At 67.0% G+C, this 24,851-nt stretch carries 24 protein-coding genes; 8 read left to right on the top strand and 16 right to left on the bottom strand.

Annotated features, from left to right (window positions below; translation table 11 throughout):
- Nucleotides 1-10 precede the first annotated feature (10 nt).
- Both JQX08_RS19390 and JQX08_RS19395 read right to left on the bottom strand, forming a co-directional pair.
- Nucleotides 11-931 carry an aldo/keto reductase gene (locus JQX08_RS19390; protein WP_205350063.1) on the bottom strand — a complete coding sequence of 307 codons (921 nt, stop codon included), beginning with the start codon at nt 929-931 and terminating at the stop codon, nt 11-13.
- A 261-nt stretch (nt 932-1,192) separates the two neighbouring features.
- The gene (locus JQX08_RS19395; protein WP_205350064.1) at nt 1,193-2,113 is read right to left on the bottom strand and encodes a LysR family transcriptional regulator; all 921 of its coding nucleotides are present in this window, start codon (nt 2,111-2,113) and stop codon (nt 1,193-1,195) included.
- A gap of 174 nt (nt 2,114-2,287) precedes the next feature.
- On the opposite strand from JQX08_RS19395, the gene aptA reads away from it, so the two are divergent.
- Together aptA and JQX08_RS19405 are read left to right on the top strand one after the other, a co-directional pair.
- The gene (gene aptA / locus JQX08_RS19400) at nt 2,288-3,634 is read left to right on the top strand and encodes an omega-aminotransferase AptA (RefSeq protein WP_205350065.1); all 1,347 of its coding nucleotides are present in this window, start codon (nt 2,288-2,290) and stop codon (nt 3,632-3,634) included.
- A 154-nt stretch (nt 3,635-3,788) separates the two neighbouring features.
- Nucleotides 3,789-5,285: a CoA-acylating methylmalonate-semialdehyde dehydrogenase gene (locus JQX08_RS19405; RefSeq protein ID WP_205350066.1), complete on the top strand. Its 1,497-nt coding sequence runs from the start codon at nt 3,789-3,791 to the stop codon at nt 5,283-5,285.
- A 119-nt stretch (nt 5,286-5,404) separates the two neighbouring features.
- Here JQX08_RS19405 and JQX08_RS19410 read toward each other — a convergent pair whose 3' ends face one another.
- The 6 genes from JQX08_RS19410 to JQX08_RS19435 form a co-directional block, all read right to left on the bottom strand.
- Nucleotides 5,405-5,713 carry a DUF2845 domain-containing protein gene (locus JQX08_RS19410; protein ID WP_205350067.1) on the bottom strand — a complete coding sequence of 103 codons (309 nt, stop codon included), beginning with the start codon at nt 5,711-5,713 and terminating at the stop codon, nt 5,405-5,407.
- A gap of 195 nt (nt 5,714-5,908) precedes the next feature.
- Nucleotides 5,909-6,349 carry a hypothetical protein gene (locus tag JQX08_RS19415; protein ID WP_205350068.1) on the bottom strand — a complete coding sequence of 147 codons (441 nt, stop codon included), beginning with the start codon at nt 6,347-6,349 and terminating at the stop codon, nt 5,909-5,911.
- 188 nt (nt 6,350-6,537) lie between these two features.
- Nucleotides 6,538-7,752, bottom strand: a complete 1,215-nt coding sequence (gene fabV / locus JQX08_RS19420; protein WP_239482267.1) for an enoyl-ACP reductase FabV — start codon at nt 7,750-7,752, stop codon at nt 6,538-6,540.
- Between the two features lie 217 nt (nt 7,753-7,969).
- Nucleotides 7,970-8,782 (bottom strand): NYN domain-containing protein, encoded by an 813-nt coding sequence (locus tag JQX08_RS19425; RefSeq protein ID WP_205350070.1) that lies wholly within the window; start codon nt 8,780-8,782, stop codon nt 7,970-7,972.
- Nucleotides 8,783-8,983: 201 nt separating this feature from the next.
- Nucleotides 8,984-9,970 carry a hypothetical protein gene (locus tag JQX08_RS19430; protein WP_239482268.1) on the bottom strand — a complete coding sequence of 329 codons (987 nt, stop codon included), beginning with the start codon at nt 9,968-9,970 and terminating at the stop codon, nt 8,984-8,986.
- A gap of 182 nt (nt 9,971-10,152) precedes the next feature.
- Entirely contained in the window at nt 10,153-10,518 is a 366-nt protein-coding gene (locus JQX08_RS19435) for a nuclear transport factor 2 family protein (protein WP_205350071.1), read from the bottom strand.
- Between the two features lie 463 nt (nt 10,519-10,981).
- Between JQX08_RS19435 and JQX08_RS19440 the strand changes: the two genes are divergently transcribed.
- Nucleotides 10,982-11,797 (top strand): gamma-glutamyl-gamma-aminobutyrate hydrolase family protein, encoded by an 816-nt coding sequence (locus JQX08_RS19440; RefSeq protein ID WP_205350072.1) that lies wholly within the window; start codon nt 10,982-10,984, stop codon nt 11,795-11,797.
- 60 nt (nt 11,798-11,857) lie between these two features.
- Here JQX08_RS19440 and JQX08_RS19445 read toward each other — a convergent pair whose 3' ends face one another.
- The 5 genes from JQX08_RS19445 to JQX08_RS19465 form a co-directional block, all read right to left on the bottom strand.
- Entirely contained in the window at nt 11,858-12,199 is a 342-nt protein-coding gene (locus tag JQX08_RS19445) for a zinc ribbon domain-containing protein YjdM (RefSeq protein ID WP_205350073.1), read from the bottom strand.
- Between the two features lie 102 nt (nt 12,200-12,301).
- The gene (gene gstA, locus JQX08_RS19450) at nt 12,302-12,913 is read right to left on the bottom strand and encodes a glutathione transferase GstA (RefSeq protein ID WP_205350074.1); all 612 of its coding nucleotides are present in this window, start codon (nt 12,911-12,913) and stop codon (nt 12,302-12,304) included.
- 68 nt (nt 12,914-12,981) lie between these two features.
- Entirely contained in the window at nt 12,982-13,461 is a 480-nt protein-coding gene (locus tag JQX08_RS19455; protein WP_205350075.1) for an LEA/WHy family protein, read from the bottom strand.
- 64 nt (nt 13,462-13,525) lie between these two features.
- Nucleotides 13,526-14,287 carry a phytanoyl-CoA dioxygenase family protein gene (locus JQX08_RS19460; RefSeq protein ID WP_205350076.1) on the bottom strand — a complete coding sequence of 254 codons (762 nt, stop codon included), beginning with the start codon at nt 14,285-14,287 and terminating at the stop codon, nt 13,526-13,528.
- A 104-nt stretch (nt 14,288-14,391) separates the two neighbouring features.
- The gene (locus JQX08_RS19465) at nt 14,392-14,949 is read right to left on the bottom strand and encodes a hypothetical protein (protein ID WP_205350077.1); all 558 of its coding nucleotides are present in this window, start codon (nt 14,947-14,949) and stop codon (nt 14,392-14,394) included.
- A gap of 448 nt (nt 14,950-15,397) precedes the next feature.
- On the opposite strand from JQX08_RS19465, the gene JQX08_RS19470 reads away from it, so the two are divergent.
- Complete coding sequence (locus JQX08_RS19470) at nt 15,398-16,846, top strand: high affinity choline transporter 1 (protein ID WP_205350078.1); 1,449 nt, start codon at nt 15,398-15,400, stop codon at nt 16,844-16,846.
- A 241-nt stretch (nt 16,847-17,087) separates the two neighbouring features.
- On the opposite strand, the gene JQX08_RS19475 is transcribed toward JQX08_RS19470, so the two are convergent.
- Entirely contained in the window at nt 17,088-17,885 is a 798-nt protein-coding gene (locus JQX08_RS19475) for an outer membrane protein OmpK (protein WP_205350079.1), read from the bottom strand.
- Nucleotides 17,886-18,268: 383 nt separating this feature from the next.
- Between JQX08_RS19475 and JQX08_RS19480 the strand changes: the two genes are divergently transcribed.
- The 4 genes from JQX08_RS19480 to JQX08_RS19495 all read left to right on the top strand — a co-directional run bounded on the left by JQX08_RS19480 (nt 18,269) and on the right by JQX08_RS19495 (nt 23,254).
- A complete protein-coding gene (locus JQX08_RS19480) occupies nt 18,269-19,672 on the top strand; it encodes a sodium:proton antiporter (protein WP_205350080.1) in 1,404 nt (467 codons plus the stop codon).
- Nucleotides 19,673-19,746: 74 nt separating this feature from the next.
- Nucleotides 19,747-21,183, top strand: a complete 1,437-nt coding sequence (locus tag JQX08_RS19485; protein ID WP_205350081.1) for a mechanosensitive ion channel domain-containing protein — start codon at nt 19,747-19,749, stop codon at nt 21,181-21,183.
- Between the two features lie 112 nt (nt 21,184-21,295).
- Complete coding sequence (locus JQX08_RS19490; protein ID WP_205350082.1) at nt 21,296-22,111, top strand: crotonase/enoyl-CoA hydratase family protein; 816 nt, start codon at nt 21,296-21,298, stop codon at nt 22,109-22,111.
- A gap of 75 nt (nt 22,112-22,186) precedes the next feature.
- Nucleotides 22,187-23,254, top strand: coding sequence for an NAD(P)H-dependent flavin oxidoreductase (locus JQX08_RS19495; RefSeq protein ID WP_205350083.1), 1,068 nt, complete (start codon nt 22,187-22,189; stop codon nt 23,252-23,254).
- A 233-nt stretch (nt 23,255-23,487) separates the two neighbouring features.
- Here JQX08_RS19495 and JQX08_RS19500 read toward each other — a convergent pair whose 3' ends face one another.
- Nucleotides 23,488-23,754 carry an Ada metal-binding domain-containing protein gene (locus tag JQX08_RS19500; RefSeq protein ID WP_205350084.1) on the bottom strand — a complete coding sequence of 89 codons (267 nt, stop codon included), beginning with the start codon at nt 23,752-23,754 and terminating at the stop codon, nt 23,488-23,490.
- Entirely contained in the window at nt 23,751-24,815 is a 1,065-nt protein-coding gene (gene ada, locus JQX08_RS19505; RefSeq protein WP_205350085.1) for a bifunctional DNA-binding transcriptional regulator/O6-methylguanine-DNA methyltransferase Ada, read from the bottom strand. Before ada ends, JQX08_RS19500 begins: the two co-directional genes overlap by 4 nt.
- Nucleotides 24,816-24,851 lie beyond the last annotated feature (36 nt).

Consider the following 24,851-nt stretch of genomic DNA (forward strand, 5'->3'; position numbering starts at 1 on the left):
ACCCCGGTGCCTAGGCAAACGCCGCCACGATCTTCGCGCGCAGCGCCGCGTCCGGCAGCGGGTCGCGGCCGGCGGCGAGGTTGTCGACCATGTAGCGCGGGTTGGAGGTGGCGGGGATGGCCACGGTCACCGCCGGTTGGGCGAGGATGAACTTCAGCAGCAGCTGCGCCCAGGAGCCGGCCTTGAGCTCGCTGGCCCAGTCCGGCAGCGGCTGGTCCTTGACCTTGCTGAGCAGCGCGGCGCGCTGGAACGGCCGGTTGATCAGGGTCGCCAGGCCGTGGTCGGCGCAGTACGGCAGCAGGCGCTGTTCCGCGCCACGCTCGCCGACCGAGTAGTTGAACTGCACGAAGTCGATGTCCTTCTCGCGCTCGAGGGTGGCGATCAGGTCGTCGTGCGCCGATTCGACGTAGTGGGTGATGCCGATGTAGCGCACCAGACCGTCCTGCTTGAGCTCGCGCAGCAGCGCCAGCTGGGTCGCGGTGTCCTGCAGGTTGTGCACCTGCACCAGGTCGATCTTGTCGCGCTTGAGCGCTTCTTGGCTGAGCTTGAACTGCTCCAGACCGCGCTCGCGGCCGGTAGACGACAGCTTGGTGGCGAGGAACGCCTTGCTCTCGCCGGCCCGGTCGAGCAGCACGCCGGTGACCTGTTCGGCGGCGCCATAGCTCGGCGCGGTGTCGATCAGTCGGGCGCCGCCGGCGAAGAAGGCACTGATGACTTCCTGCAGCGCCGCCATGTCGCTGCTGTCGGTGTTGACGTTGAACACCCGCGAGGTGCCCAGGCCGATCACCGGCAGGTTTTCGCCGCTGCTGGGAATCTTGCGCTGCAGCAGCGATTCGGTGGCGGCCCAGGCGTCGCGGGGCAGCCAGGGCAGGAGGGTGGCGCAGACAGCGAGACTTGCGCCGCTCAGGAGAAAGTGACGACGGCTGGGCATGGAGGGCCTCCGTGGCGCACAAGTGAGCGGATAAGCGCCCCGCAGGGGCACCGTTCGAGGATAGACCCTTAGCACCTCATGGTCTGCGCAGGGCGTTGCGAGTTGTGTCTCGCCCTACGGTGCAACCTGCGCGAGAGGTGCTGTTGTAGGAGCGAATTCATTCGCGATCACCGGCCGCGAAGAAAGCGCCATCGCGAATACATTCGCTCCTACAGTGTGGTGCCTGTCGTAGATCGGGCCTCTCTGGCTCAGCTCACCGCTCTACGCGGTTGCCGCCAGCGCCTCGAGAAAACTCTCCAGCACCAGATGCGGACGGCGGCCCTTGCGGGTCACCGAGGCCAGGCTGAGGTCGTAGAAGCGGCTGGCCGGCTTCAGTGCGCGCAGGCGGCCCTGCTGCACCCAGAACGCCGCATAGTGGTCGGGCAGGTAGCCGATGTAGCGCCCGGTGAGGATCAGGAAGGCCATGCCTTCGCGGTCCGAGGCGCTGGCCGTGCAATGCAGTGCCTGGTAGTGCGCCTGCACCTCGCCGGGCAGGCGGAAGGTCGGCGCGATGGCGTCCTGGCTGTTCAGGCGCTGGTCATCCAGCTGCGCATCGTCGGCATAGAACAGCGGATGGCCGACCGCGCAGTACAGCAGCGAGCGCTCGTCATACAGCGGCTGGTATTCAAGGCCGGACAGCGCGCCGCTCTGCGGCACCACCCCGACGTGGATGCGCCCGTCGAGCACGCCTTGTTCGACTTCGCTGGGCGGCGTCATGCGGATGTTGATGCGTACGTCCGGGCCGCGCTCCTTGAGGCGCGACAGGGCGTTGGTGATGCGCATGTGGGCGATCGTCACCAGGTTGTCGGTGAGGCCGATGTTCAGCTCGCCGCGCAGGTGGCGGTGCAGGCCGTTGACCTCGGTGCGGAAGCTCTCCAGTGCGCCGAGCAGCTGCAGCGACGAGTGGTAGACCTCGCGGCCTTCCTCGGTCAGCGCGAAGCCGGCGCGGCCGCGCTGGCAAAGGCGCAGGCCGAGGCGTTGCTCGAGGTCGCTCATCTGCTGGCTGATCGCCGAGCGGCCGATGCCCAGCGCGCTTTCCGCGGCGGAGAAGCCGCCACACTCGACCACGCTGCGGAACAGGCGCAGCAGGCGGATATCGAAGTCGCTGACCTGGGCGAGCGGGTCCTGCCGATGCGTACTCATTGTTTAGTTGGCTCTAACCTAAAGATTGGAAAATCTGGATTTTCCTGACTTTAGGCCCGTGGCATCGTCGGTAGCAACAGCTGTAGGAGCGAATTCATTCGCGATGACCGATCCAGCAGATCGCGAATGAATTCGCTCCTACAAAAAGAACAACATCAGCCCGCGAGGCCCGACATGAACATGCCGCAAACCGCCACCCCGTCCATCGCCAGCCAGCTCAAGCTGGATGCGCACTGGATGCCGTTCACCGCCAACCGCAACTTCCAGCGCGACCCACGGATCATCGTGGCCGCCGAAGGCAGCTGGCTGGTCGATGAGCACGGGCGGAAGCTCTACGACAGCCTGTCCGGCCTGTGGACCTGCGGCGCCGGCCATTCGCGCAAGGAAATCCAGGAAGCGGTGGCCAAGCAACTCGGCACCCTCGACTACTCGCCGGGCTTCCAGTACGGCCACCCGCTGTCCTTCCAGCTCGCCGAGAAGATCGCCGACCTGCTGCCGGGCGACCTCAACCATGTGTTCTTCACCGGCTCCGGCTCCGAGTGCGCCGACACCGCGGTGAAGATGGCGCGCGCCTACTGGCGCCTGAAAGGCCAGCCGGCGAAGACCAAGCTGATCGGCCGTGCGCGTGGCTACCACGGGGTGAACATCGCCGGCACCGCGCTGGGCGGCATCGGCGGCAACCGCAAGATGTTCGGCCAGCTGATGGACGTCGACCACCTGCCGCACACCCTGCAGTCGCACCTGGCATTCACCAAGGGCCAGGCCGAGACCGGCGGCGTGGAGCTGGCCAACGAGCTGCTCAAGCTGATCGAACTGCATGACGCGTCGAACATCGCCGCGGTGATCGTCGAGCCGATGGCCGGCTCCGCCGGCGTCATCGTGCCGCCGCAGGGCTACCTGCAGCGCCTGCGCGAAATCTGCGACGCCAACAACATCCTGCTGATCTTCGACGAAGTGATCACCGCCTTCGGCCGCATGGGCAAGGCCACCGGCGCCGAGTACTTCGGCGTCACCCCGGACATCATGAACGTCGCCAAGCAGGTCACCAACGGCGCCATTCCGCTCGGCGCGGTGATCGCCTCCAGCGAGATCTACCGCACCTTCATGAACCAGGCCACGCCCGAGTACGCGGTGGAATTCACCCACGGCTACACCTACTCGGCGCACCCGGTCGCCTGCGCCGCCGGTATCGCCGCGCTGGACCTGCTGGCCAAGGAAAACCTGATCCAGCAATCCGCCGAACTGGCGCCGCACTTCGAGCAGGCGATTCATGGCCTGCGCGGCAGCAAGCACGTGGTCGACATCCGCAACTGCGGCCTGGCCGGCGCCATCCAGCTCGCCCCGCGCGACGGCGACGCCATCGTGCGGCCGTTCGAGATCGGCATGGCGCTGTGGAAGGCCGGCTTCTACGTGCGCTTCGGCGGCGACTGCCTGCAGTTTGGGCCAACCTTCAACGCCAAACCGGCCGAACTGGATCGCCTGTTCGACGCGGTCGGCGAAGCGATCAACCAGGTCGCCTGATGCACTACCTCCCCTCTGCCGCTGGCGGGAGAGGGGACGACTACACCGCCCGCGCCGCCGTTCCCCCTCTCCCCTCGGGAGAGGGCCGGGGTGAGGGACAGAGCCGGCGGATCGCCTCCGCGGCCAACCGCGAATCGAGAATAAGGACCACCCCATGAGCCACATCCCGCACCTGATCAACGGCGAACACGTCACCGGCCAAGGCCGCAGCGCCGCCGTCTACAACCCGTCCACCGGTGAGGCGATCCGCCAGGTGCCGCTGGCCGATGACGCCACCGTGCAACTCGCCATCGACGCCGCCAAGGCCGCCTTCCCGGCCTGGCGCAACACCCCGCCGGCCAAGCGCGCCCAGGTGCTGTACCGCTTCAAGCAGCTGCTCGAGCAGAACAAGGACCGCATCTGCCAGCTGATCAGCGAGGAGCACGGCAAGACCGTCGAAGACGCCGCCGGCGAACTGCAGCGTGGCATCGAGAACATCGAATACGCCTGTGGCGCCCCGGAAGTGCTGAAGGGCGAATACAGCCGCAACGTCGGCCCGAACATCGACGCCTGGAGCGACCAACAGCCGCTCGGCGTGGTCGCCGGCATCACCCCGTTCAACTTCCCGGCCATGGTGCCGCTGTGGATGTACCCGCTGGCCATCGCCTGCGGCAACTGCTTCATCCTCAAGCCTTCGGAGCGCGACCCCAGCTCGACCCTGCTGATCGCCGAGCTGTTCCACGAAGCCGGCCTGCCCAAGGGCGTGCTCAACGTGGTGCACGGCGACAAGGGCGCGGTCGACGCGTTGATCGAGGCGCCAGCGGTCAAGGCCATCAGCTTCGTCGGCTCCACACCGATCGCCGAATACATCTACAGCGAAGGCGCCAAGCGCGGTAAGCGCGTGCAGGCCCTGGGCGGCGCCAAGAACCACGCCGTGGTGCTCGGCGACGCCGACCTCGACAACGCGGTCAGCGCGCTGATGGGCGCCGCCTACGGTTCCTGCGGCGAGCGTTGCATGGCCATCTCGGTGGTGGTGGCAGTCGGTGACCAGGTCGCCGATGCGCTGATCGCCAAGCTGGTGCCGCAGATCCAGGCGCTGAAAGTCGGCGCCGGCACCAGTTGCGGCCTCGACATGGGCCCGCTGGTCACCGCCGCGGCGCGCGACCGCGTGGTCGGCTACATCGACGACGGCCTCAAGGCCGGCGCCGAACTGGTGGTCGACGGTCGCAACCTGCGCGTCGCCGGGCACGAGGACGGCTTCTTCGTCGGCGGCACGCTGTTCGACAAGGTCACCCCGGACATGCGCATCTACCAAGAAGAAATCTTCGGCCCGGTGCTCTGCGTGGTGCGCGTCAACAGCCTGGAAGCCGCCATGCAGCTGATCAACGATCACGAATACGGCAACGGCACCTGCTTGTTCACCCGCGACGGCGAAGCGGCGCGGCTGTTCTGCGACGAAATCGAAGTCGGCATGGTCGGCATTAACGTACCGCTGCCGGTACCGGTCGCCTACCACAGCTTCGGCGGCTGGAAACGCTCACTGTTCGGCGACCTGCACGCCTACGGCCCGGACGGCGTACGCTTCTACACCCGCCGCAAGGCCATCACCCAACGCTGGCCGCAACGCGCCACGCACGAGGCGGCGCAGTTTGCGTTCCCGAGTAATGGTTGATGTAGAAAGTTAAAGCGGGAAATAAAAAGGCCAGTCGGGAGACTGGCCTTTTTGCTTTTGCAGGGGGTGAGGGGTATCGCTGCGCTCGACCCATCCTACGTATCGTGCCGGATACTGACTTAATCGCGCTGGATGCGGATTTCCGTTAGACGTCCATCGAGGAAGCGCAAATAACGGTATGCGCCACCGCTCGGGCCATAGATCCAGTTCTCCACTGTGACCGCCTGTCCGGGTGAGTTCACCGTCGGCCGAACACTGGGTGGGATAACTTGGTGCTCGTCGGGCTCACCACACTTACGCAGTACATCAGCGCTGAGATCACCCTCGCTGACGAGCTTTGAACCACAGCGCAGGGTACTGGCCTGGGCGCCGAGGCTAGTGATGGTAACTAGCAAGAGGATTAACAGGTGGTGAGTAGGTTTACGCATGCCGTGGGTTCCCTTCCTGGCGATGAGTTCAGAGCGTAATGCATCAGCGATGCTCCTGGAAAATCCTGCGTGCCGGGAGCGAGTAGGGTGGATGTCGCTTTTTACGTCCACCAACTCCTTCCATGCTGGCCATCCTGCGGAGCGCCATCTGGTGGAAAACGCTTCGCGGTTTTCCACCCTACGGCTGTCCTCTACTCAGCCCAGCACGCCGCAGAAGATGGTCTGGTTGCCGTCGGCTGGGGCGGTGCGCAGCACCAGAGCGTAGTTGCGGGCGCGCAGTTCGTTGAGTGGCAGAGGAATCTGCTTGGAGAGAATCCAGGGGCCGAGGCGTGTTTGTTGGCGGGGTAGCACCACCTCGTTGAGGGCGAAGGCCGGTTTGGCGCCGGGTTGTGCGCAGCTGCCGGGATACAGGTAGGTGTACAGGTGCACCGGCTGGCTGACGGTGGCGGGTACGCCGCCTACGGTGATCACCAGGCTGGTCTGCTGGCCGTAGGCGCTGAGGCTGGCCTGGGCGATTTCGCCGGCGTTGGCGCGGCTGGCGGTCAGTGGCAGGAGCACGGTGTCGTTGGCGACAACGACGGTGGGCGCGCCGGACATCCCGGCGAGCAGGAGCAGCAGGCAGGTCTTGGCGTTCATCGCGGCACTCCGGCAGGGGGTGACAGGCCTAGCTTACCCCTCTGTACCCGGGCCGCCAGAGGCTGGCGCGCCGGTGGTCGGCTGATCGCCGCGTGGGGTGCCAGCCAGTGCTGCGCCACGCTCCGCCCGCATAAAAAAAGGCCAGTCGCGAGACTGGCCTTTTTCGTGGAGCAGTGGCGCGGCTGGGATCAGCCTTGCAGCTCGATCACGTCGAACTGCACCGCCGGCGAGACGTCTGCGTCGTAGTCGACGTCCTTGCGCTCGAAGCCGAACAGCTTGAGGAACTCGTGCTTGTAGCCGGCGTAGTCGGTGAGCTGGAACAGGTTCTCGGTGGTCACTTGCGGCCACAGGGCCTTGCAGGCGTCCTGGACTTCATCGCGCAGTTCCCAGTCGTCGAAGCGCAGGCGCTGCTCTTCGTCGGTGACAGCCGGCTGCCCGTCTTCGCGGTACAGGGCGTCGCGGAACAGGCGGTTGAGCTGCTCGATGGTGCCTTCGTGCAGGCCCTTGTCCTTCATGATCTTGAAGACCATGGACAGGTACAGCGGCATCACCGGAATGGCCGCGCTGGCCTGGGTGACCACCGATTTCAGCACCGCCACGTTGGCGCCGCCGCCATTGAGTTTTTTCAGGCGCGCATCGAGACGCTGGGCGGTGTTGTCGAGGTCGACCTTGGCCTGGCCGAGGGCGCCGTGCCAGTAGATCGGCCAGGTGATGGCGGTGCCGATGTAGCTGAACGCCACGGTGCGCGCGGCTGGGGCCAGCACGCCGGCTTGCTCCAGGGCGTCGATCCACAGTTCCCAGTCCTGGCCGCCCATCACGGTGACGGTGTCTTCGACTTCCTGCTCGCTGGCCGGCTCGATCGACGCCTGGATGATGGTGTCCTTGTTGGTGTCGATGGCGGTGGAGGTGTACGGCTCGCCGATCGGCTTGAGCGCCGAACGCTTCACTTCACCGGTGCTCGGCAGCTTGCGCACCGGCGAGGCCAGCGAATAGACCACCAGGTCGACCTGGCCGCCCATTTCGTTCTTGATCAGCTCGATGGCCTGGGCGCGGGCTTCGTCGGAGAAGGCGTCGCCGTTGATCGAGCGGCTGTACAGGCCCGCTTGTTTGGCGAATTTGTCGAACGCGGCGGCATTGTAGTAGCCGGCGGTGCCCGGCTTGGTCTCGGTGCCCGGCTTCTCGAAGAACACGCCGAGGGTGTCGGCACCGAAGCCGAATGCGGCGGTGATCCGCGCGGCCAGGCCGTAGCCGCTGGAGGCGCCGATCACCAGGACCTTCTTCGGTCCGTCGGTGCGCACGCCGCGGGCGCGGGTCGCTTCGATCTGGTCACGGACGTTGAGCTCGCAACCCTGCGGATGCGTGGTGGTGCAGATGAAGCCGCGGACTTTGGGATGGATGATCAACTTGTCTACCTCGTCTGGGAGTGCGCCCGTGGTGTCTGGCGGCCAGGCCACGCAGACGCCACCGGCGGTGTCGCGAAAGGGTACCCGAGTGTAATGCAAGGCGTCGGGTTTACGGTCCAGTGCAGGCGGCATTCGCCGTCGCATCGGTGAATGGACGCAGGTCGACGCCGATCGGACACGTATTGCTGGTGTTCTCGTCGCGCGAATCGCAGGACGGCTACTTGCGCGCCTTGCGGTTACGCACGTAGAGGTCCTTGCCGCCGGTGGTGTTGCTGCCGCGCGGTTCCAGTTCGAAGCGCTTGGGGTGGGCCTTGATCAGGTCGCTGAGCTTCTTGAAACCGTACAGGCGCGGGTCGAATTCCGGGCGCAGCTTGCCGATGGTCGAGCCGACTGCGCCGAGCTGCACCCAGTCGTCTTCGTCGTCGGCGATGTCGTCGAGCACCTTGGCGATGAAGTCGAGCGGCACCTTCTGCGCCTTCACCGGTTCCGCCGCCGGCTTGTCGCTGGCTTTGGCGTCGCTGCTGCCGGCTGCGGCTGGCGCGCTGCTCGCTTCGGCGGCCGGCTCGACCGCGTCGGCGCGGAGGATTTCCGTGTAGACGAACTTGTCGCAGGCGGAAACGAACGGCTTGGGCGTCTTCTGCTCGCCGAAGCCGTACACGGTCAGGCCTTCCTCGCGCAGGCGCACGGCCAGGCGGGTGAAGTCGCTGTCGCTGGAGACCAGGCAGAAGCCGTCGAAACGCCGGGTGTAGAGCAGGTCCATGGCGTCGATGATCAGCGAGCTGTCCGTGGCGTTCTTGCCCTTGGTGTAGGCGAACTGCTGCATCGGCTGAATCGAGTGGTCGAGCAGCACCTTCTTCCAGCCGCCGAGGTTGGGCTGGGTCCAGTCGCCGTAGATGCGTTTGACGCTGGCGATGCCGTACTTGGCGATTTCCTCGAACAGCCCTTCGACGATGGCGGCGGGGGCGTTGTCGGCGTCGATCAGCACCGCGAGGTGCTTCTGCTGGCGGGCGGGTTGCGGCTTGCTGGCCATGGTTCGTCCTTGCGTGGGGATGTCCCGACCTTACTGCGGGTGGGGAGCGCGCGCCAGCGCCGCTGCGACCACGCCCGAACCGCGGGGAGCGGCTCGGGCGTGGCGGTGGCAAGGTCAGGTGAACAGAGCGATCAGGATGATGATCGGGATGGGCACGCCGAGGAAGAACAGCAGAAGTGAGCGCATGGGGTTTCTCCTGGGTTAGGCATCGCGCTGGCGACCGCCGAGGGTGGCGGCGAAGCTGGCGATGAAGGCGCCGACCAGCAGCGAGACCACCAGCCACAACGCGGTGTAGGCGCTGGCCTTGCGGGCCTTGTCGGCGGCGTCGCGGGCGGCGGTTTCGGCTTGCTGCAGCTTGGTCTGCAGGGCCAGGTAGTTGTCGGCGACGCGCTTCTCGGCGTCCTGCTGCGACAGCCCGGTGCGCTGCGCCACCAGCTGGCCGAGGTACTTCACGTCCTCCGGCGGCAACGTGCCGCTGCCAAGGCTGTTGGCGTAGATGCGGGTGACCTCGGTGAGGGTGCGCGCATCGGCCTGCTCCGGAGTACTGGCCGGCGGGATCGGCGACATCGGCGGGGCCAGTGGCGGTGCTTCCGGGGTGCGGCGGAACAGCGAGTCGACGAAGTAGGCGAGCGGCTGGCCGCTGCCCTGCGCGTCATCCGTCTGCTTGCCGGCGGCGCTGGCGGCGACTCCACCACCGGCGGCAAGCGCCGCGGTGCCCGTCCCGCCGGCGATGGCGCCACCTGCCTGGGCGCCGGCACTGAGCACGGCGCCGACCGCCGAGGCGAGCAGGGTGGCGGTCAGCAGGGTGGCCAGACCCCAGGCGAGGAAACCGTGGGCGGTGTCGCGGAAGTACACCTCGTCACCGTGCACCGCGACCCAGCGGGTGCGCAGGCGCCCGGCCAGGTAGCCGCCGGCGCCGGCGGCGAGCAGTTGGGTGAGGGTGATCCAGACGATGGTCGACATGCCGAGCGTGCCGGCGCTGACCCCGGCGTGGCTCCACGGCGAGACCGAGGACAGCCCGAGGCCGGTGCCGAGAATCAGCAGGACCAGCGACAACGACGCGGCGGCCACCGCACCGGCGATCACCGCGCCCCAGGACACCGCGCTGGCCGCGCGCTCACCGTCCGGCGGGGCGGTTTGGCTGACCCAGGTCTCGGTGACCAGGGTCGACTCGTTGGGGTTGATCATGAGCACCTCTCCTTCGACTGATGGGAGACCCGCTGACCTGGGCCGGCACCGCGCGGCATCTGCGCTGGCGGCATACGGTGGAGCGATGGGGTCGGCGGTTTGTTCCAACAATCGTTACGGGCGGGGCGCGCAGGGCGGCGCGCTCCCCGCACGGCGTTCGGGGAGGGCGAGGGGCGGGCGGTTCAGGCGTGGCGGTAGATCTTGTTGACGATCTGCCAGCGGTCGTCGATCTGCAGCAGCGACAGGTAGTCGGTGAAGCGCAGGCCGAGGTACAGCACGTCGACCTTGGCGACGGCCACCGGCGGGGTCACGTCGACGCTGACGATGCGCATGTCGAACGGTTCGCCGTGCTTGGCCGGCACCGGCGTGCCGTCGACTTCCTCCATCCAGTTTTCCAGCGAGTCGTGGCACAGCGCGCCGTGGAAATAACCGAACAGGTAGGCCTGCGGGTGAAACGCGTGGCGCAGGCGGGTGGTGTCGCCGTGGTACATGCCCTCGAAGTATTCGTGGACGGTGGCGCTGATGCTGCTCAGGTCGCGAGTGGTCATGGTCTGCCTCCGCGGTTGCCGTCGGTGGGGTCAGCGGCTGTGTTCCCCGTGTCGCCATCGAGCCGGATTGCCTGCGCCGCGCACGCCGGTAGATCGACAAAGATAGTCACGCCGGGCCGGGATGGCCGACCGTTGGGCGGTTGTCAGATGAAAGCGGGGGTGTTCAAGCGATGCGTGCGGGTGTCCAAAATAATGGACTTTCCGCCGTGTGGCGACTCTCAAATAAAAGCTTTTGCATCAAAGGTTTATAGCGAATTCGGCTAACAAATTCGGTCGTTATTTAAAACGGTTAGCGGCGAATTCGTTTGACATATTTAACGGCTCTGGCAGGCTGGTGGGTAGGTTTCGACCGTGAGCAGGCTGTTTGGCCGATGACTCGCGGCAGTGCTCGAAGCCTCAGGTAGCCGGCCCGAGCCGCGCGCCTGCACAACAATGACAGGCCGCGCCTGTCCCAAGGTGACATATGTCCAACAGCAACATTGGCAATAAGAAATCCTCCCCCCGCAAACCCGTCGTCCTCATGTCCATGGGCGTTCAAGAACGCAAGGGCCATGACTATCAGGTGATGACCCACAAGTACATCGTGCCGCTGGTCGAGCACGCTGGCTGCGTCCCGGTGCTGGTGCCGACCTGCTGTGGCACCGAAGACCTCGAGCAGTACCTGGATATGGCCGACGGCGTGTACCTGACCGGTGCCGGCAGCAACATCGACCCGTCGCTGTATGGCCAGGACAACCAGACCCCCGGCAAGGCGCAGGACCGCAACCGCGACCTGTTCGACCTGCCGCTGATCAAGGCGGCGCTGGCCCGTGGCCTGCCGATCTTCGGCATCTGCCGTGGCCTGCAGGAAATCAACGTGGCGCTCGGCGGCGATATGTACCAGAAGCTCTATGCCGAGCCGGGCTTCAACGACCACCGCGAGAACTCCGACGATCCGGTCGACGTGCAGTACAGCGCCGTACACGGCGTGCGTCTGGTGCCGAACAGCTGGCTGCACAAGCTGCTGCAGAGCGACGAAATCCGCGTCAACTCGCTGCATGGCCAGGGCCTGAAAACCCTCGGCAAGGGCATCGAGGCACTGGCGCATGCCGAGGACGGGCTGGTCGAGGCGATCCATGCGCCGAGCCTGTCGCCGTTCCTGTTCGCCGTGCAGTGGCACCCGGAGTGGCAGGCGGCGAAGAATCCTGACTCGATCAAGATCTTCCAGGCCTTCGGCGACGCCTGCCGTCAGCAGGTGCGCAACAAGACCACCCCGCACGACCTGCACCACGCCGCGTAAGCGAGGTAGGCGCATATGAAAAAGCCCGGCCTAGGCCGGGCTTTTTTGTGGCTGCGCGACTCAGACCTTCTTCACGAACTCCGACTTCAGCTTCATCGCGCCGATGCCGTCGATCTTGCAGTCGATGTCGTGGTCGCCGTCGACCAGGCGGATGTTCTTCACCTTGGTGCCGACCTTGACCACCAGCGACGAGCCCTTGACCTTGAGGTCCTTGATCACGCTGACGGTGTCGCCGTCCTGCAGCAGGTTGCCGACCGCGTCCTTGATCACCTTGGCTTCGTCGCCGCCTGCCTCGCTGGCGTTGGCCGACCACTCATGGGCGCATTCCGGGCAGACCAGCTGGCTGCCGTCTTCGTAGGTGTACTCGGAGTTGCATTTCGGGCAGGGCGGCAGGGTGCTCATGGCAGGTCTCGATCTGGGAAAACGGAAAGCCGCGCATTGTATAGGGATTTAGCGCCGAATGGCGTGGCAGAGGCCGGCGACGACGCCGGCCTCTGCGTGGGACTAGCCCTTGAGCAGGCCTTCGGCCTTCATTGCCGCCTGCACCGCCGGGCGTGCGCTGACGCGTTTGTGGAAGGCGCCGACGTTGGCATAGGGGCTGAGGTCGATGCTCATCGGGAAGGTCCAGTTGGCGATGGTGTACAGGTAGGCGTCGGCCACGCTGAACTGGTCGCCGGTCAGGTAGTCCTTGCCGGTCAGCGCCTTGTCGACATAGCCGAAGCGTTTGCCGAGCTGCGTGCGTGCAGCGATCTTCACCTCCTCCGGGGTGTCCGGGCGGAACAGCGGCGAGAAGCCCTTGTGCAGCTCGGTGCCGATGAAGTTCAGCCACTCCTGCACGCGGGCGCGCTCCAGGGTGCCGGCGGCGGGCAGCAGTCCAGCGTCGGGTTTCTGGTCGGCGAGGTACTGCACGATGGCCGGCCCCTCGGTGAGCACCTGGCCGTTGTCCAGTTGCAGGGCCGGCACGTAGCCCTTCGGGTTGATGCCGTAGAAGTCGGCGCCGTCGGCAGTCTGGTGGGCCTTGAGGTCGACCTTGACCAGGTCATGCGGCAGGCCCAGTTCGCTGAGGACGATGTGCGGCGACAACGAGCAGGCGCCGGGGGAGTAGTAGAGCTTCATGGCGTTCTCTCTGTGCGGGGGTGGAAGGCCGCGCGGGCGACGTGCCGGCGGCCGGGAATGCGGGTGCTTCAGGTGCGCGGCTGGCTCAGCGGGGCCGGCAGGTTGAGGGTGCCACTGTCATTGAAGCGCCGGGTGCCCCATAGGCCGCCACCGAGTTTGCCGCTGAGCACATAGGGTAGACCCTCCAGCGGCGGCCGCGAGCTGAGGCCCCAGGCCTGGCGGAACGCGGAAAACGCCGAGATGGTCAGCGGCACCTCGATCAGGCTTTCGCCGAAGCGCGGCACCTCGCCGCGCTGGTCGCTGACCCCGCTGGCCAGCGGCTGGCCATTGACGGTCAGGTCGAGGGCCACGCCGTTGTAGCTGATCACCTCGTCGTTGGGGTTCTGCACGCGCAGCTTGAGCAGGAAGCGCATCTCCATGCCCTGGCCGGGCAACGGCTCAAGGCCGGCGAGGTCGATGCGCAGCGGATCGCGTTCGGTGAAGCTGGCGCAGGCGCTGAGGCCGAGCAGCAGCAGGCAGCAGAGCAACAGGTGACGCAGGCTGGACATGGCGGGCTTCCCTGGAGGCGTTCAGTCAGCATAGTGGACCGCGCCGCGCCCGCCGCGGTGCCGCTCAGTCGTACTCGGCTTCGGTGTGGTCGCCGAGCAGGCGGCGCTGGCGCGGCGTGCAGGCGGCCAGCACGGCGGGATTGAACTGGAACGCCAGGTAGGGCGAGAACTTCTGCGCGACCATGCGCCGCCCGTAATGCACCTGCATCAGGTAGCGGCTACGCGCGGTGCTGCGATTGCGGCTGCCGGCATGCCACAGCTCGCTGCGAAACAGCAGTACGTCGCCGGCGCGGCACAGCACCGGCTCGGCTTGCCGGCCGCGCCAGCGCTTCTCGCCGGGCCGCGGTGGGCGGCCGGCGCGGTGGCTGCCGGCAATCACCAGGGTCGGGCAGAGCTCGGCGTCGATGTCGTCGAGGTACAGGTGTGCGGTGCAGATCTGCATCGGCAGCTCGAAGCGCGGGTCCTCGAGCAGCTGTTCCGGCAGGGCGATGGCCTGGTAGTCCTGGTGCAGTTCGGCGCCGACGAAGCCGGGGTGGCAGCGCCAGGCGGTCTGGCCGATGACGTGGCAGTCGCTGCCGAGCGCCGCTTCGGCCAGCTCGATGACCCCGGGCAGGTCGAGGTAGGGCAGCCACAGCGGGTCGCGGTTGAACACGCATTTGTAGTGATCGAGGAGCCCCTGGTAGTCCCAGTGACTGGGAGTAAGGGCATCGATTGCCTGGCGAAGTTCGCCGATCTGGTGGTGATCCAGCACGCCGGGCAGCAGCGTGAAGCCGTCCCTGTGCAGGGCCTGCAGGCGTTGCGCGGTGAGCGAGGCGAGGTGGGGCATGGCAGGCCCTCCGGCGGGTGGCTCTGCTCATGCTGGCAGCTGTTGGCGGCGCTGCCTACCGGGGCCTCACACCGGGTCGGCGTGGGGCGCGGGTAGGGTGCGGCTTAGTGGTACTTCTTCTTGAAACCGGCGATCTGTGCGTCCGGACGCGGCTCTTCCTTGGCCAGCACGTAGACCACGCGCTCGCCCTGTGGGCCGCCGCCGATGTCGTTGTAGCTGAAGGTCGGCTCGCCGAGCTTGTTCATGTCGACCATGTCGCCGTAGCGGCTGAACACGTAGATGCGCCCGTCCTGGCGAATCTCGCCGTAGAACTTCTCGGCCGGGGTCAGGCTGATGGTCAGGAACTGGTAGGCGGCGGTCTGCGCCAGCGGCTTGGCCTGGTCCTCGGCGCGCAGGGCGACGGAGATCGGCAGGCCGGACTTGGCGTCCTTCAGCTCGGTGTCCTTGATCACCGGCGCCTTGCCGGAGGCGACGAAGTCGCGGAACACCTGGTAGTCGTCGAAGACGAACAGCTGGGTCTCGGTGCGCACCTGATACCAGTCTTCGTTGTTCAGGGTCGGTGCCGGCTTGGCGGCGGCCACCGGCGCGCTCGGCGCGGTGCTGCTGCAGGCGGCGAGGCTGGCGACCAGCAGGGACACGGACAGCAGTTTGACGTAGTGCATGGGATTCCCCCTCCAGGGTATGAGTTGGGGCGGAAAATGCCGCATGCCGATGACACGCCGATGACCGACAAATGACGGTCTCGTGACGGTGTGCATGATGTAAAACGCAGCTCCCCTCGCAATGTAAAAAATAACCAACTGGCGATTTTTTGATCTTGGCTGAAAAGTGCCTGATTTCATGGCCTTGCCTGGATGTAACAAGGCGTGTTAGGCGCCGTTCGCCTTTTTTATGATTATTTCCCTTTACAACCGTTTGACATATTTGACGCATTTGGCAGACTGCCCGACCAGCTGAGAAGCGGATCGCGACAGCGCGAGGGAGCCTTCGGGCGCGCCCACGATCCGGCAGGTGCTTTGCAGCCAACAACAACAAATTCTGCCCTTCGCGGCGGCCGTGGCATCAGCCAGGGCAGGGGCCGCCGGCGGGCGTGCACTGGGAACAGAACGAATGCTTATCTGGTTTGTTGCGGCCTATCTGATGGTCACGGTGGGTATCGGTTTCTACGCTTCTACCCGCGTCAAGAACTCCCGTGACTTCGCCGCGGGTGGCCGCAGCATGGGCTTCCCCATCGTCGCCGCCATGGTGTTCGCCACCTGGTTCGGCTCCGAGGCGGTGCTGGGCATTCCCGCAACCTTCATCGAGGAGGGCTTCGCCGGCATCATCGAAGACCCGTTCGGCTCGTTCGGCTGCCTGATGCTGGTCGGCCTGATCATCGCCCGCCCGCTGTACCGCATGAACCTGCTGACCATCGGCGACTACTTCAAGAAGCGCTTCGGCCCCAACGTCGAGCTGATCATCAGCCTAGTGATCATCCTGTCCTACCTGGGCTGGATCGCCGCGCAGCTGACCGCCCTCGGCGTGGTGTTCAACGTGCTCTCCGACGGCGCCATCAGCACCACCCAGGGCATGCTGATCGGCACCGCCATCGTGCTGCTCTACACCCTGTTCGGCGGCATGTGGTCGGTGGCGCTGACCGACTTCTTCCAGATGCTGATCATCGTCGGCGGCCTGATCTACCTGACCTGGCTGATCGGCGGCATGGCCGGCGGCGCCGACGTGGTGATCGCTCACGCGGCTCAGGAGGGCAAGTTCAGCTTCATGCACAGCTTCGAGCCGAAGGACATCGTCGCCTTCATCGGCGCCGCGGTGACCATGATGCTCGGCTCGATCCCGCAGCAGGACGTGTATGCCCGGGTGATGTCGGCGAAGACCGAGAACATCGCCGCGCGCGCCTCGATGGCCGGCGCCGCGTTCTACCTGAGCTTCTGCATGCTGCCGATCTTCCTCACCTACGCCGCCTCGATGATCGACCCGGAAATGGTCAAGCACTGGCTGGCCGAGGATTCGCAGATGATCCTGCCGCACCTGATCATGGAACGCACTCCGCTGTTCGCCCAGATCATGTTCTTCGGCGCGCTGCTCTCGGCGATCATGTCGACGGCCTCGGGCACCCTTCTGGCGCCGTCGGTGACCTTCACCGAGAACGTGCTCAAGCGCTTCCGTCCGCACATGGACGACAAGCAGTTCCTGTTCGCCATGCGCCTGACCATCGTCGCCTGCGCCATCGCCACTTGCCTGTTCGCCCTGTACTCCGACGCGAGCATCTACGAGATGGTCGGCAACGCCTACAAGGTGACGCTGGTTGCCGCCGTGGTGCCGCTGTTCGCCGGGCTGTTCTGGAAGCGCGCCACCACCCAGGGCGCACTGCTGGCCATCGCCTTCGGCCTGGTGTCCTGGGTCTACCTGGAGTACACCCTGAACGACGCCGCGTTCTGGCCGCCGCAACTGGCCGGTCTGCTGTTCAGCCTGGCTGGCATGCTGATCGGCTCGCTGCTGCCGCAGTTCGTCGCCCATCGCCAGTCGAGCCTGGAGCCGGGCGTCGCCCAGGCCGCCTGATTCAGCTGGCGATCGATAAAAAGGGCGACTACGGTCGCCCTTTTTTGTGCCCGCCGATCTACCCGCCACACCATGCGCCGGAGCTGTCACCCGCCAGCCGGTGCTGGCGTTGGGCCCGGCAGTCCGCACTGCCCATTGTGTAGTTGGCGAGTGCTGGAGTGGTCGAACGGCCCTTTGGCGTTTCGTCGGGCAACAAAAAGCCCCGCCGAGGCGGGGCTTTTTGTGGCTGCCGGATGGCCGCTTAGAAGTGCACTTTGGCCAGGAAGCTCAGTGCGCTCTGATCGGTGCGGAACGCTTGGCTGTCTTCGATGGCGTACTTGTCCGACCAGTAGTCGTATTCGACGCCGACGTAGAACTTCTTCACCGCATTCCAGCCCATGGCCTTGCCCAGGTCGTACTTGATCTGCGGGTTGACGTGCAGGTTGGCGTGCAGGTCGGACTCGTTGCCGCTGCCGTCCTTGTTGTTCCACACGTAGTCGATGAAGCCGTCGATCACCAGATCGGAGTTGCCGACCGGAACGGTGTAGGACCACACCGGGGTGACCTGCCACTGGCCCTTCGGCTGGCCGCTGATGCCGTCCGGCTTGCGGTAGTAGAAGTTCAGCTGGAAGTAGTCGAAGCCCGGGATGGCCAGGTCGAAGCCTGGGCCGAGCAGGTAGTTCTGGGTGTCGTTCTCGCCACGCTCGTAGGTGGCGGCGAGCAGCACGTCCTTGATCGGGCCGAATTCCAGCTTCTGGTCGAACACCTTGCCGAACGACAGGCGCGGCGAGATTTCGCCGTAGTAGGTGTCGCTGCCGGCGAGGAAGTCGTGTTCGCCCTGGTAGTTGATCTGGTCGACGAAGATGAACAGGTCGCCCCAGGTCCAGCCGCTGGCGTGCTCGAAGGTCCAGGTCTGCTGGGTCGGCGGGTTGACCTGGAAGTCTTTGCCCCACAGGAAGCTCAGGCTGTTGTCCTGCCACAGCAGCGCGTCGCCGGCCGAGGCCTGGCCGCCGATCAGCAGGCTGCCTGCCAGCGCGAGGGATTTGAGTGCACGGTTCATCAAGTGTTGGCTCCTAATGGGTATCGTTCTTTTAGTTTCAAACCTGTCTGCTTGGTCAGGCTTTCCCCTTGTTAGCAAGAACGAAGCCAAGACCTTTGCGAAGCGCGCGGGATTCTAGCCGAAGCGCATAACCCGTTGTTTTTTTATGGAGATGCCGGGGACGGGCGGTTCTCCACAGCGCCCGGCGGGCGGTACGCCCGTCCAAAGCAGGGCTGGATTTCTGATCGCGCGGACAACTTTGCCTCAAGTTGGGGCAGGCGGTGGCATTCGGCCGGGGAGCGACCATCCTGCTCGTAACGAACGGATACGGCAAAAGGCGGCCTTGATAGCCGGCCTGTATTAAAATACGCGCCGCAATTGGATATCTCATGCTTGGAGTTTCGATGAAGCCACTGCTGAAGGGCCTGCTGCCCGCCCTGTTACTGTTGCCTTCCCTGGCCCAGGCGGCCGAGCTGGATGGCGCGACCCTGAGCCTGCTGTGGGCGATTCCTTTCGTCGGTGTGCTGCTGTCGATCGCGTTGTTCCCGATCTTCGCGCCGAGCCTCTGGCACCACCACTTCGGCAAGATCACCGCGCTGTGGACCCTGGCCTTCCTGGTGCCGTTCACCTACAGCTTCGGCCTGCACGACAGTGGCGCGCTGGTGGTGCACGCGCTGCTCGCCGAGTACATCCCGTTCATCCTCCTGCTGTTCGCCCTCTACACCATCTCCGGCGGCATCCTGCTGTGGGGCAACCTGCACGGCTCGCCGGCGCTGAACACCGGGCTGCTCGCCCTTGGCGCGCTGCTCGCCTCGCTGATGGGCACCACCGGCGCGGCGATGCTGCTGATCCGCCCGCTGCTGCGCGCCAACGACAACCGCAAGCACAAGGTGCACGTGGTGGTGTTCTTCATCTTCCTGGTCGCCAACGTCGGTGGCGGCCTGACCCCGCTGGGCGATCCGCCGCTGTTCCTCGGCTTCCTCAAGGGCGTGGATTTCCTCTGGACCGTCGAGCACATGGCCGTGCCAGTGGCGGTGCTGTCGGCGGCGCTGCTGGCGATCTTCTATGTCCTCGATCGCTTCTTCTACAGCAAGGAAGACGAGTTGCTGGCGCGTGACCCGACCCCGGATTCGCCGCTCAAGCTGTACGGCAAGTGGAACTTCCTGCTGCTGCTTGGCGTGGTCGGCGCGGTGCTGCTGTCCGGGCTGTGGAAGCCGGGTATCGCCTTCTCGGTGATGGGTACTCCGGTAGACCTGCAGAGCCTGGTCCGCGATGGCCTGCTGATCGGCCTGGCGCTGGTCTCGCTGGCGATCACCCCCAAGCAGGTACGCGCCGGCAACGAGTTCAACTGGGGGCCGATGGCCGAGGTCGGCAAGCTGTTCGCCGGCATATTCATCACCATCGCCCCGGCCATCGCCATTCTGCGCGCCGGCAGCGAAGGCCACCTGGCCGGGCTGGTGGCGCTGGTCTCCGACGCCAACGGCGCGCCGATCGACGCCATGTACTTCTGGATGAGCGGGATTCTCTCCGGTTTCCTCGACAACGCGCCGACCTACCTGGTGTTCTTCAACCTGGCCGCCGGCGACGCGCAGCACCTGATGCACGATCTGCCCGGCACGCTGCTGGCGATCTCCATGGGCTCGGTGTTCATGGGCGCGATGACCTACATCGGCAACGCGCCGAACTTCATGGTCAAGGCCATCGCCGAGCAGCGCGGCGTGGCCATGCCGAGTTTCTTCGGTTACCTGCTGTGGTCGGTGCTGATCCTCCTGCCGCTGTTCGGCCTGCTGACCCTGTTGTTCTTCTAGCCGTGACGCGCCTGGCCTAGACTCAGCGGCACGCGGCCGACCGGCCGCTGAGGCTCTAGGAAGGAACGCGTTCGATGCTGTCATGGTTGCTGCTCCACCCGCTGGCCAGCGCCGGCGCGCTGCTCGTCCTCGACCTGCTGGTCTGGCAGCTGCTGCCACCCAGTCGCCACGCCTGGAAGGTGCTGGCGCGGGTCAGCTTCTTCCTGCTCTACAGCATGCTGCTGTTCAACAGCGGACTCAGCCCGCTGCAGGCCGCGCCATGGGCCGAGCAGCTGCCGGAACACCTGACCGCCACCGTGCTGCTGATCGCCTGGTGGCTGTTCTGCGCGCGGACCCTGACCATCCTCATCGGCGCGGTGCTGATCCAGCGCAGCGGTGGGCACACCGGGCGCCTGCTGCAGGACGTGCTCGGCGCGATCATCTTCCTGGTGGCCATCGTCGCCGCCGCCGCCTACGTCATGCAGCTGCCGGTCAAGGGCCTGCTGGCCACCTCCGGCGCCCTGGCGATCATCGTCGGCCTGGCGTTGCAGAGCACCCTCGGCGACGTGTTCTCCGGCATCGTGCTGAACACCACCAAGCCGTATCAGCTGGATGACCTGATCGCCATCGACGGCACCGAAGGGCGGGTGGTGGAAATTGACTGGCGCGCCACCCACCTGCTGACCAGCCAGGGCACCCTGGCGGTGATCCCCAACTCAGTGGCGGCCAAGGCCAAGGTGCTGAACTTCAGCCGGCCGAGCGAACTGCACGGGGTGGCGATCAGCCTGGAGTTCCCCGCCCAGGTGCGCCCCAAGCTGATCACCGACGCGCTGGAGCGCGCCTTGCAGGGTTGCCGCGAACTGCTCGCCCAGCCCAAGCCGGGGGTGAGCATCAAGAAGACCGTCAACGGCACCCTGGAGTACGAGGCCAGCGGCTACGTCGCGGTGATGGCGCACAAGGGCGCGGTGCGCAACCAGCTGTATGACCTGGCCTACCGGCACCTGTCGGCGTCCGGCGTGCTGCTCTCCGGCGAGCCGGGCAGCTCGCCGGCGCGCGGCCTGCTCGACAGCGTCAGCCTGTTCGCCTCGCTCAGCGCCGACGAGAAGCAGGCGATCAGCGAGCACATGACCCGCTTGGAAGTGGCGGCCGGAGACGCGATCCTGTCCCGCGACGAGTTGGCGCAGCATCTGCTGATCATCTCGGCTGGCGTGGTGGCCGCCAATGTCCACGGCGACGCCGGTCGCATCGAGGCGGGGCGGATGGGGCCAGGCGAGGTCTTTGGTCTCGCCGGGATGCTGGGTTCGGCGACCGAGTTCAGTGCGCTGACGCCCTGTGTGTTGTACCGCGTCGAGCGTGAATACCTTGAGCCATGTTTGGAGGCGCGTCGCGAGATCGCCGATGCCATGGCGCGGCTCTCCAGCTACCGCCAGCAACGCAGCGAAAGCCTGCTCGCTGAGCCTCCAACGGTGGTCGCCAAGCCCGGCCTGTTTGGCTGGTTGCGCCGCCATGCGCCGGGGCGGCGGGTGTCCTGACGCGGCGGTTTAGTTCGTTCGATTCATGCACGCGGCCGCGCGGCTGGTTACCTTCGCTGGACTGCGTCGCCAACTCGGCTGGCGGCGCGCTGAATCCACCAGGAGCGAGACGATGAACGAGCGGGTACTGATCGAGATCGACGACGACGGCGTGGCGGACGTCTGCCTGAACCGCGCCGACAAGATGAACGCCCTCGACGCGGAAATGTTCGACGGCATCCTTGCTGCCCAGGCGCGGTTGCGCGATGAGCAGGGGCTGCGCGCGGTGGTGCTGCGGGGCGCCGGGCGGGCGTTCTGCGCTGGCCTGGACATGGGCCGCATGCAGCACATGGCGCAGGGCAGCAGCGGCCGCGACCACCTGCTTGCCGAGCGCACCCAGGGCATCGCCAACAATCCGCAGCAGGTCGCCTGGGGCTGGCGCGAGTTGCCGGTGCCGGTGATCGCCGCGATCCACGGGGTGGCCTTCGGCGGTGGCCTGCAGGTGGCGCTCGGCGCCGACCTGCGCTGCGTCGCCAGCGACGCGCGGCTGTCGGTGCTGGAGATGAAGTGGGGGCTGGTGCCGGACATGGCCGGCTTCCCGCTGCTGCGCGAGTTGCTGCGTGGCGATGTACTGCGCGAGCTGGTCTACACCGCGCGCGTGCTCGACGGTGGCGAGGCAGTGCAGCTCGGTCTGGCCAGCTGGGTCGGCGCCGATCCGCTGGCCCGCGCTCGCGAGCTGGCGCGGCAGATCGCGCAGAGCAGCCCGGACGCCGTGCGCGCCGCCAAACGCCTGCTCAACCAGGTCAGCGATGCCAGCGAAGCCGAGCTGCTGCAGCGCGAGTCGCTTGAGCAGGATCGCCTGATCGGCAGCCCGAACCAGCGCGAGGCGGCGGCCGCCGGCCTGCAGAAGCGCGCGCCGCGATTCGGCGAGCTGCTCCCGGAGGGCTGATGCGGCTTTCGGCGCATGGTGGCGGCGCGGCGCATTTGCGATAGTGCCGCTCCCCGCGTCGTAAGGAGCACCGCGATGAGCACCCCCGTCTGCCGTTTGCTCGGCATCCAGCATCCGATCATCCAGGCGCCGATGGCCGGCGTGTCCACCCCGCAGCTGGCGGCGGCGGTGTCCAACGCCGGCGGGCTCGGCTCGCTGGGCATCGGCGCCAGTTCGGTGGCGCAGGTGCGCAGCCTGATCGCCGAGACCCGCGCGCTGACCGACCGGCCGTTCAACCTCAACCTGTTCTGCCACCGCCCGGCGCAGCCCGACGCGGCGCGTGAGGCGGCCTGGCTGGAGCACCTGCGCCCGCGGTTCGGCGAATTCGGCGCCACGCCACCGGCCAGCCTGCGCGAACCCTATCCGAGTTTCCTCGCCGATCCGGCGATGCTCGAACTGCTGCTCGCCGAGCGTCCGACGGTGGTCAGCTTCCACTTCGGCCTGCCGCCGGCGGCGACCCTGCGCGCCTTGCAGCAGGCCGGCTGCGTGCTGTTGGCCAGCGCCACCAACCTCGACGAGGCGCGACAGATCGAGCAGGCCGGGCTGGACGGGCTGATCGCCCAGGGCGTCGAGGCCGGCGGCCATCGCGGCCTGTTCGAGCCGGCGCAGGGCGACGCGGGGATCGGCACCCTGGCGCTGACCCGGCTGTTCGCCGCGCAGATCCAGCTACCGCTGATCGCCGCCGGCGGCATCATGGACGGCGCCGGCATCGCCGCGGTGCAGGCGCTCGGCGCCGGCGCCGCGCAGCTCGGCACGGCCTTCGTGTTGTGCCCGGAATCCTCGGCCAACCCCGCCTACCGCGCCGCCCTGCAAAGCCCGCAGGCGCAGCACACCGCAATCACCGCGGCGATCTCCGGGCGCCCGGCGCGCGGCCTGGTCAACCGCATGTACCGCGAGGTCGCTGACGGCGCACCGGCGCTGCCCGACTACCCGATCGCCTACGACGCCGGCAAGGCGCTGCACGCCGCCGCCAGCGCCCAAGGCAACCAGGACTTCGCCGCCTTCTGGGCCGGCCAGGGCGCGCCGCTGGCCCGCGCGCTGCCGGCGGCGCAGCTGGTCGAGGTGCTGGTCGAGGAGTGGCGGCAGAGCCAGGCAGGCCGCTGAGGCGCAGCCTTTTCTCTGAGCGGCGCGCGCTTGCCGTAGGAGCGAATTCATTCGCGATGCGGCCCCGCGGAGGGCAGCCCTGATCGCGGATAAATCCGCTCCTACAGGTCGCCGGCAGAGGGCGAGGTCAGTCAAGCCGCAGTGGCCTGGTTTCCTATCCCATCTCTCTTTGGGCGAGTGGCAGACGTCCGGCTGGCGACGCCGGCATCAGCCACCGCGCGCCAGCGCCCCAACTAATCCACGGCTTCGAGACCCGCCTTCCAGCGCCGATAGGCCTCGGGCAGGCAGCGCGCGCAGGGCCGGTAGCCGGCGGCGCGGGCGCTGGCGGCGTCGAGGAAGAACACCCGGTTGCGGCGCAGGTCGTGGCCCTTGGCGATCAGGCGCAGCGCCACCGGGCAGTCCAGGCGGCCGTAGATGCGGCTGCGCCGATGGCCGCCGAGCGTGCCCGGCTGCTCGCTGCAGTAGGGCCGGCCGTCGGCACCGAGCAGCGTCCAGCTCACGGCTGCGCTTCGCGCTCGAGCAGCGCCTGCTTGCGCGCCACGCCCCAGCGGTAGCCGGACAGCGCGCCGTCGCTGCGCACCACGCGGTGGCAGGGAATCGCCACCGCCAGGCTGTTCGCCGCGCAGGCCTGGGCCACCGCGCGCACCGCAGTGGGTTGGCCGATGCGCGTGGCGATCTCCGCGTAACTCGCCGTGTTGCCCGGCGGAATGTCGCGCAACGCCTGCCAGACGCGCTGCTGGAACGCCGTGCCTCGCACGTCGAGCGGCAGGTCGAGGCCCAGCGCCGGCGCTTCGATCAGGCCGACCACCTGCGCCACCAGCTGCTCGAAGGCCGGTTCGCCGCCGAGCAGGTTGGCGCGCGGGAACTGGTCCTGCAGGTCGTGGAGCAGCTGCTCCGGGTCGTCGCCGAGGAGGATCGCGCAGACCCCGCGCGCGCTCTGCGCGACGAGAATGGCGCCGAGCGAACACTGGCCGAGGGCGAAGCGGATGTCGGTGTCGACGCCGCCGGCGCGGTAGCTGGTCGGCTTCATGCCCAGCAACTGGTCGGCGGCCTCGTAGAAGCGGCTGTTGGAATTGAAGCCGGCGTCGTACAGCGCCTCGGTGACGCTGCTGGCCCGGCCGAGGCGCGCGCGCACCTGGCGGCCGCGATGGGCTACGGCGTAGCCCTTGGGCGTTAGTCCGGTAATCGCCTTGAACACCCGGTGGAAGTGGTGCGCGCTGAGCCCGACGGCGGCGGCCAGGGCCTGCAGGTTGGGCGGCGTGGCAGCGCTTTCGATCTGCCGGCAGGCCTCGGCGACCAGTGCCGCGTGTTGCGCGGCGAGCTGGCCGAGGTCGGCGCCGGCGCGCTTGCTCGGCCGGTAGCCGGCCGCTTCGGCCTCGGCGGCGCTGGCGAAGAACTCGACGTTCTCCGGGCGCGGGCGGCGCGACGGGCTGCTCGGCCGGCAGTACACCCCGGTGGTCTTCACCGCATAGACGAACTGCGCGTCGGCCGCCGGGTCGCGGCGCAGCACCGCGGCCCAGCGCGGGTCGCGTTCGGTGGCAGTGGCGGTGGCTGGTTTCATGCGGATCACCCTGGCGATGGTTCAGGTTGCCGCAAG

The organism is Zestomonas insulae (genome assembly GCF_016901015.1).
In the GTDB taxonomy this organism is placed as follows: Bacteria; Pseudomonadota; Gammaproteobacteria; order Pseudomonadales; family Pseudomonadaceae; genus Aquipseudomonas; species Aquipseudomonas insulae.

Coding starts and splice junctions, on each gene's coding strand:
- JQX08_RS19410 (WP_205350067.1), bottom strand. CDS start 5,713: ATGCGTAAACCTACTCACCACCTGTTAATCCTCTTGCTAGTTACCATC.
- JQX08_RS19445 (WP_205350073.1), bottom strand. CDS start 12,199: ATGAGCACCCTGCCGCCCTGCCCGAAATGCAACTCCGAGTACACCTAC.
- gstA (WP_205350074.1), bottom strand. CDS start 12,913: ATGAAGCTCTACTACTCCCCCGGCGCCTGCTCGTTGTCGCCGCACATC.
- JQX08_RS19485 (WP_205350081.1), top strand. CDS start 19,747: ATGCTGTCATGGTTGCTGCTCCACCCGCTGGCCAGCGCCGGCGCGCTG.
- JQX08_RS19415 (WP_205350068.1), bottom strand. CDS start 6,349: ATGAACGCCAAGACCTGCCTGCTGCTCCTGCTCGCCGGGATGTCCGGC.
- JQX08_RS19455 (WP_205350075.1), bottom strand. CDS start 13,461: ATGTCCAGCCTGCGTCACCTGTTGCTCTGCTGCCTGCTGCTGCTCGGC.
- JQX08_RS19460 (WP_205350076.1), bottom strand. CDS start 14,287: ATGCCCCACCTCGCCTCGCTCACCGCGCAACGCCTGCAGGCCCTGCAC.
- JQX08_RS19440 (WP_205350072.1), top strand. CDS start 10,982: ATGTCCAACAGCAACATTGGCAATAAGAAATCCTCCCCCCGCAAACCC.
- JQX08_RS19480 (WP_205350080.1), top strand. CDS start 18,269: ATGAAGCCACTGCTGAAGGGCCTGCTGCCCGCCCTGTTACTGTTGCCT.
- JQX08_RS19470 (WP_205350078.1), top strand. CDS start 15,398: ATGCTTATCTGGTTTGTTGCGGCCTATCTGATGGTCACGGTGGGTATC.
- JQX08_RS19490 (WP_205350082.1), top strand. CDS start 21,296: ATGAACGAGCGGGTACTGATCGAGATCGACGACGACGGCGTGGCGGAC.
- JQX08_RS19465 (WP_205350077.1), bottom strand. CDS start 14,949: ATGCACTACGTCAAACTGCTGTCCGTGTCCCTGCTGGTCGCCAGCCTC.
- JQX08_RS19435 (WP_205350071.1), bottom strand. CDS start 10,518: ATGACCACTCGCGACCTGAGCAGCATCAGCGCCACCGTCCACGAATAC.
- JQX08_RS19475 (WP_205350079.1), bottom strand. CDS start 17,885: ATGAACCGTGCACTCAAATCCCTCGCGCTGGCAGGCAGCCTGCTGATC.
- JQX08_RS19395 (WP_205350064.1), bottom strand. CDS start 2,113: ATGAGTACGCATCGGCAGGACCCGCTCGCCCAGGTCAGCGACTTCGAT.
- JQX08_RS19425 (WP_205350070.1), bottom strand. CDS start 8,782: ATGGCCAGCAAGCCGCAACCCGCCCGCCAGCAGAAGCACCTCGCGGTG.
- JQX08_RS19390 (WP_205350063.1), bottom strand. CDS start 931: ATGCCCAGCCGTCGTCACTTTCTCCTGAGCGGCGCAAGTCTCGCTGTC.
- JQX08_RS19405 (WP_205350066.1), top strand. CDS start 3,789: ATGAGCCACATCCCGCACCTGATCAACGGCGAACACGTCACCGGCCAA.
- ada (WP_205350085.1), bottom strand. CDS start 24,815: ATGAAACCAGCCACCGCCACTGCCACCGAACGCGACCCGCGCTGGGCC.
- JQX08_RS19495 (WP_205350083.1), top strand. CDS start 22,187: ATGAGCACCCCCGTCTGCCGTTTGCTCGGCATCCAGCATCCGATCATC.
- aptA (WP_205350065.1), top strand. CDS start 2,288: ATGAACATGCCGCAAACCGCCACCCCGTCCATCGCCAGCCAGCTCAAG.
- JQX08_RS19430 (WP_239482268.1), bottom strand. CDS start 9,970: ATGATCAACCCCAACGAGTCGACCCTGGTCACCGAGACCTGGGTCAGC.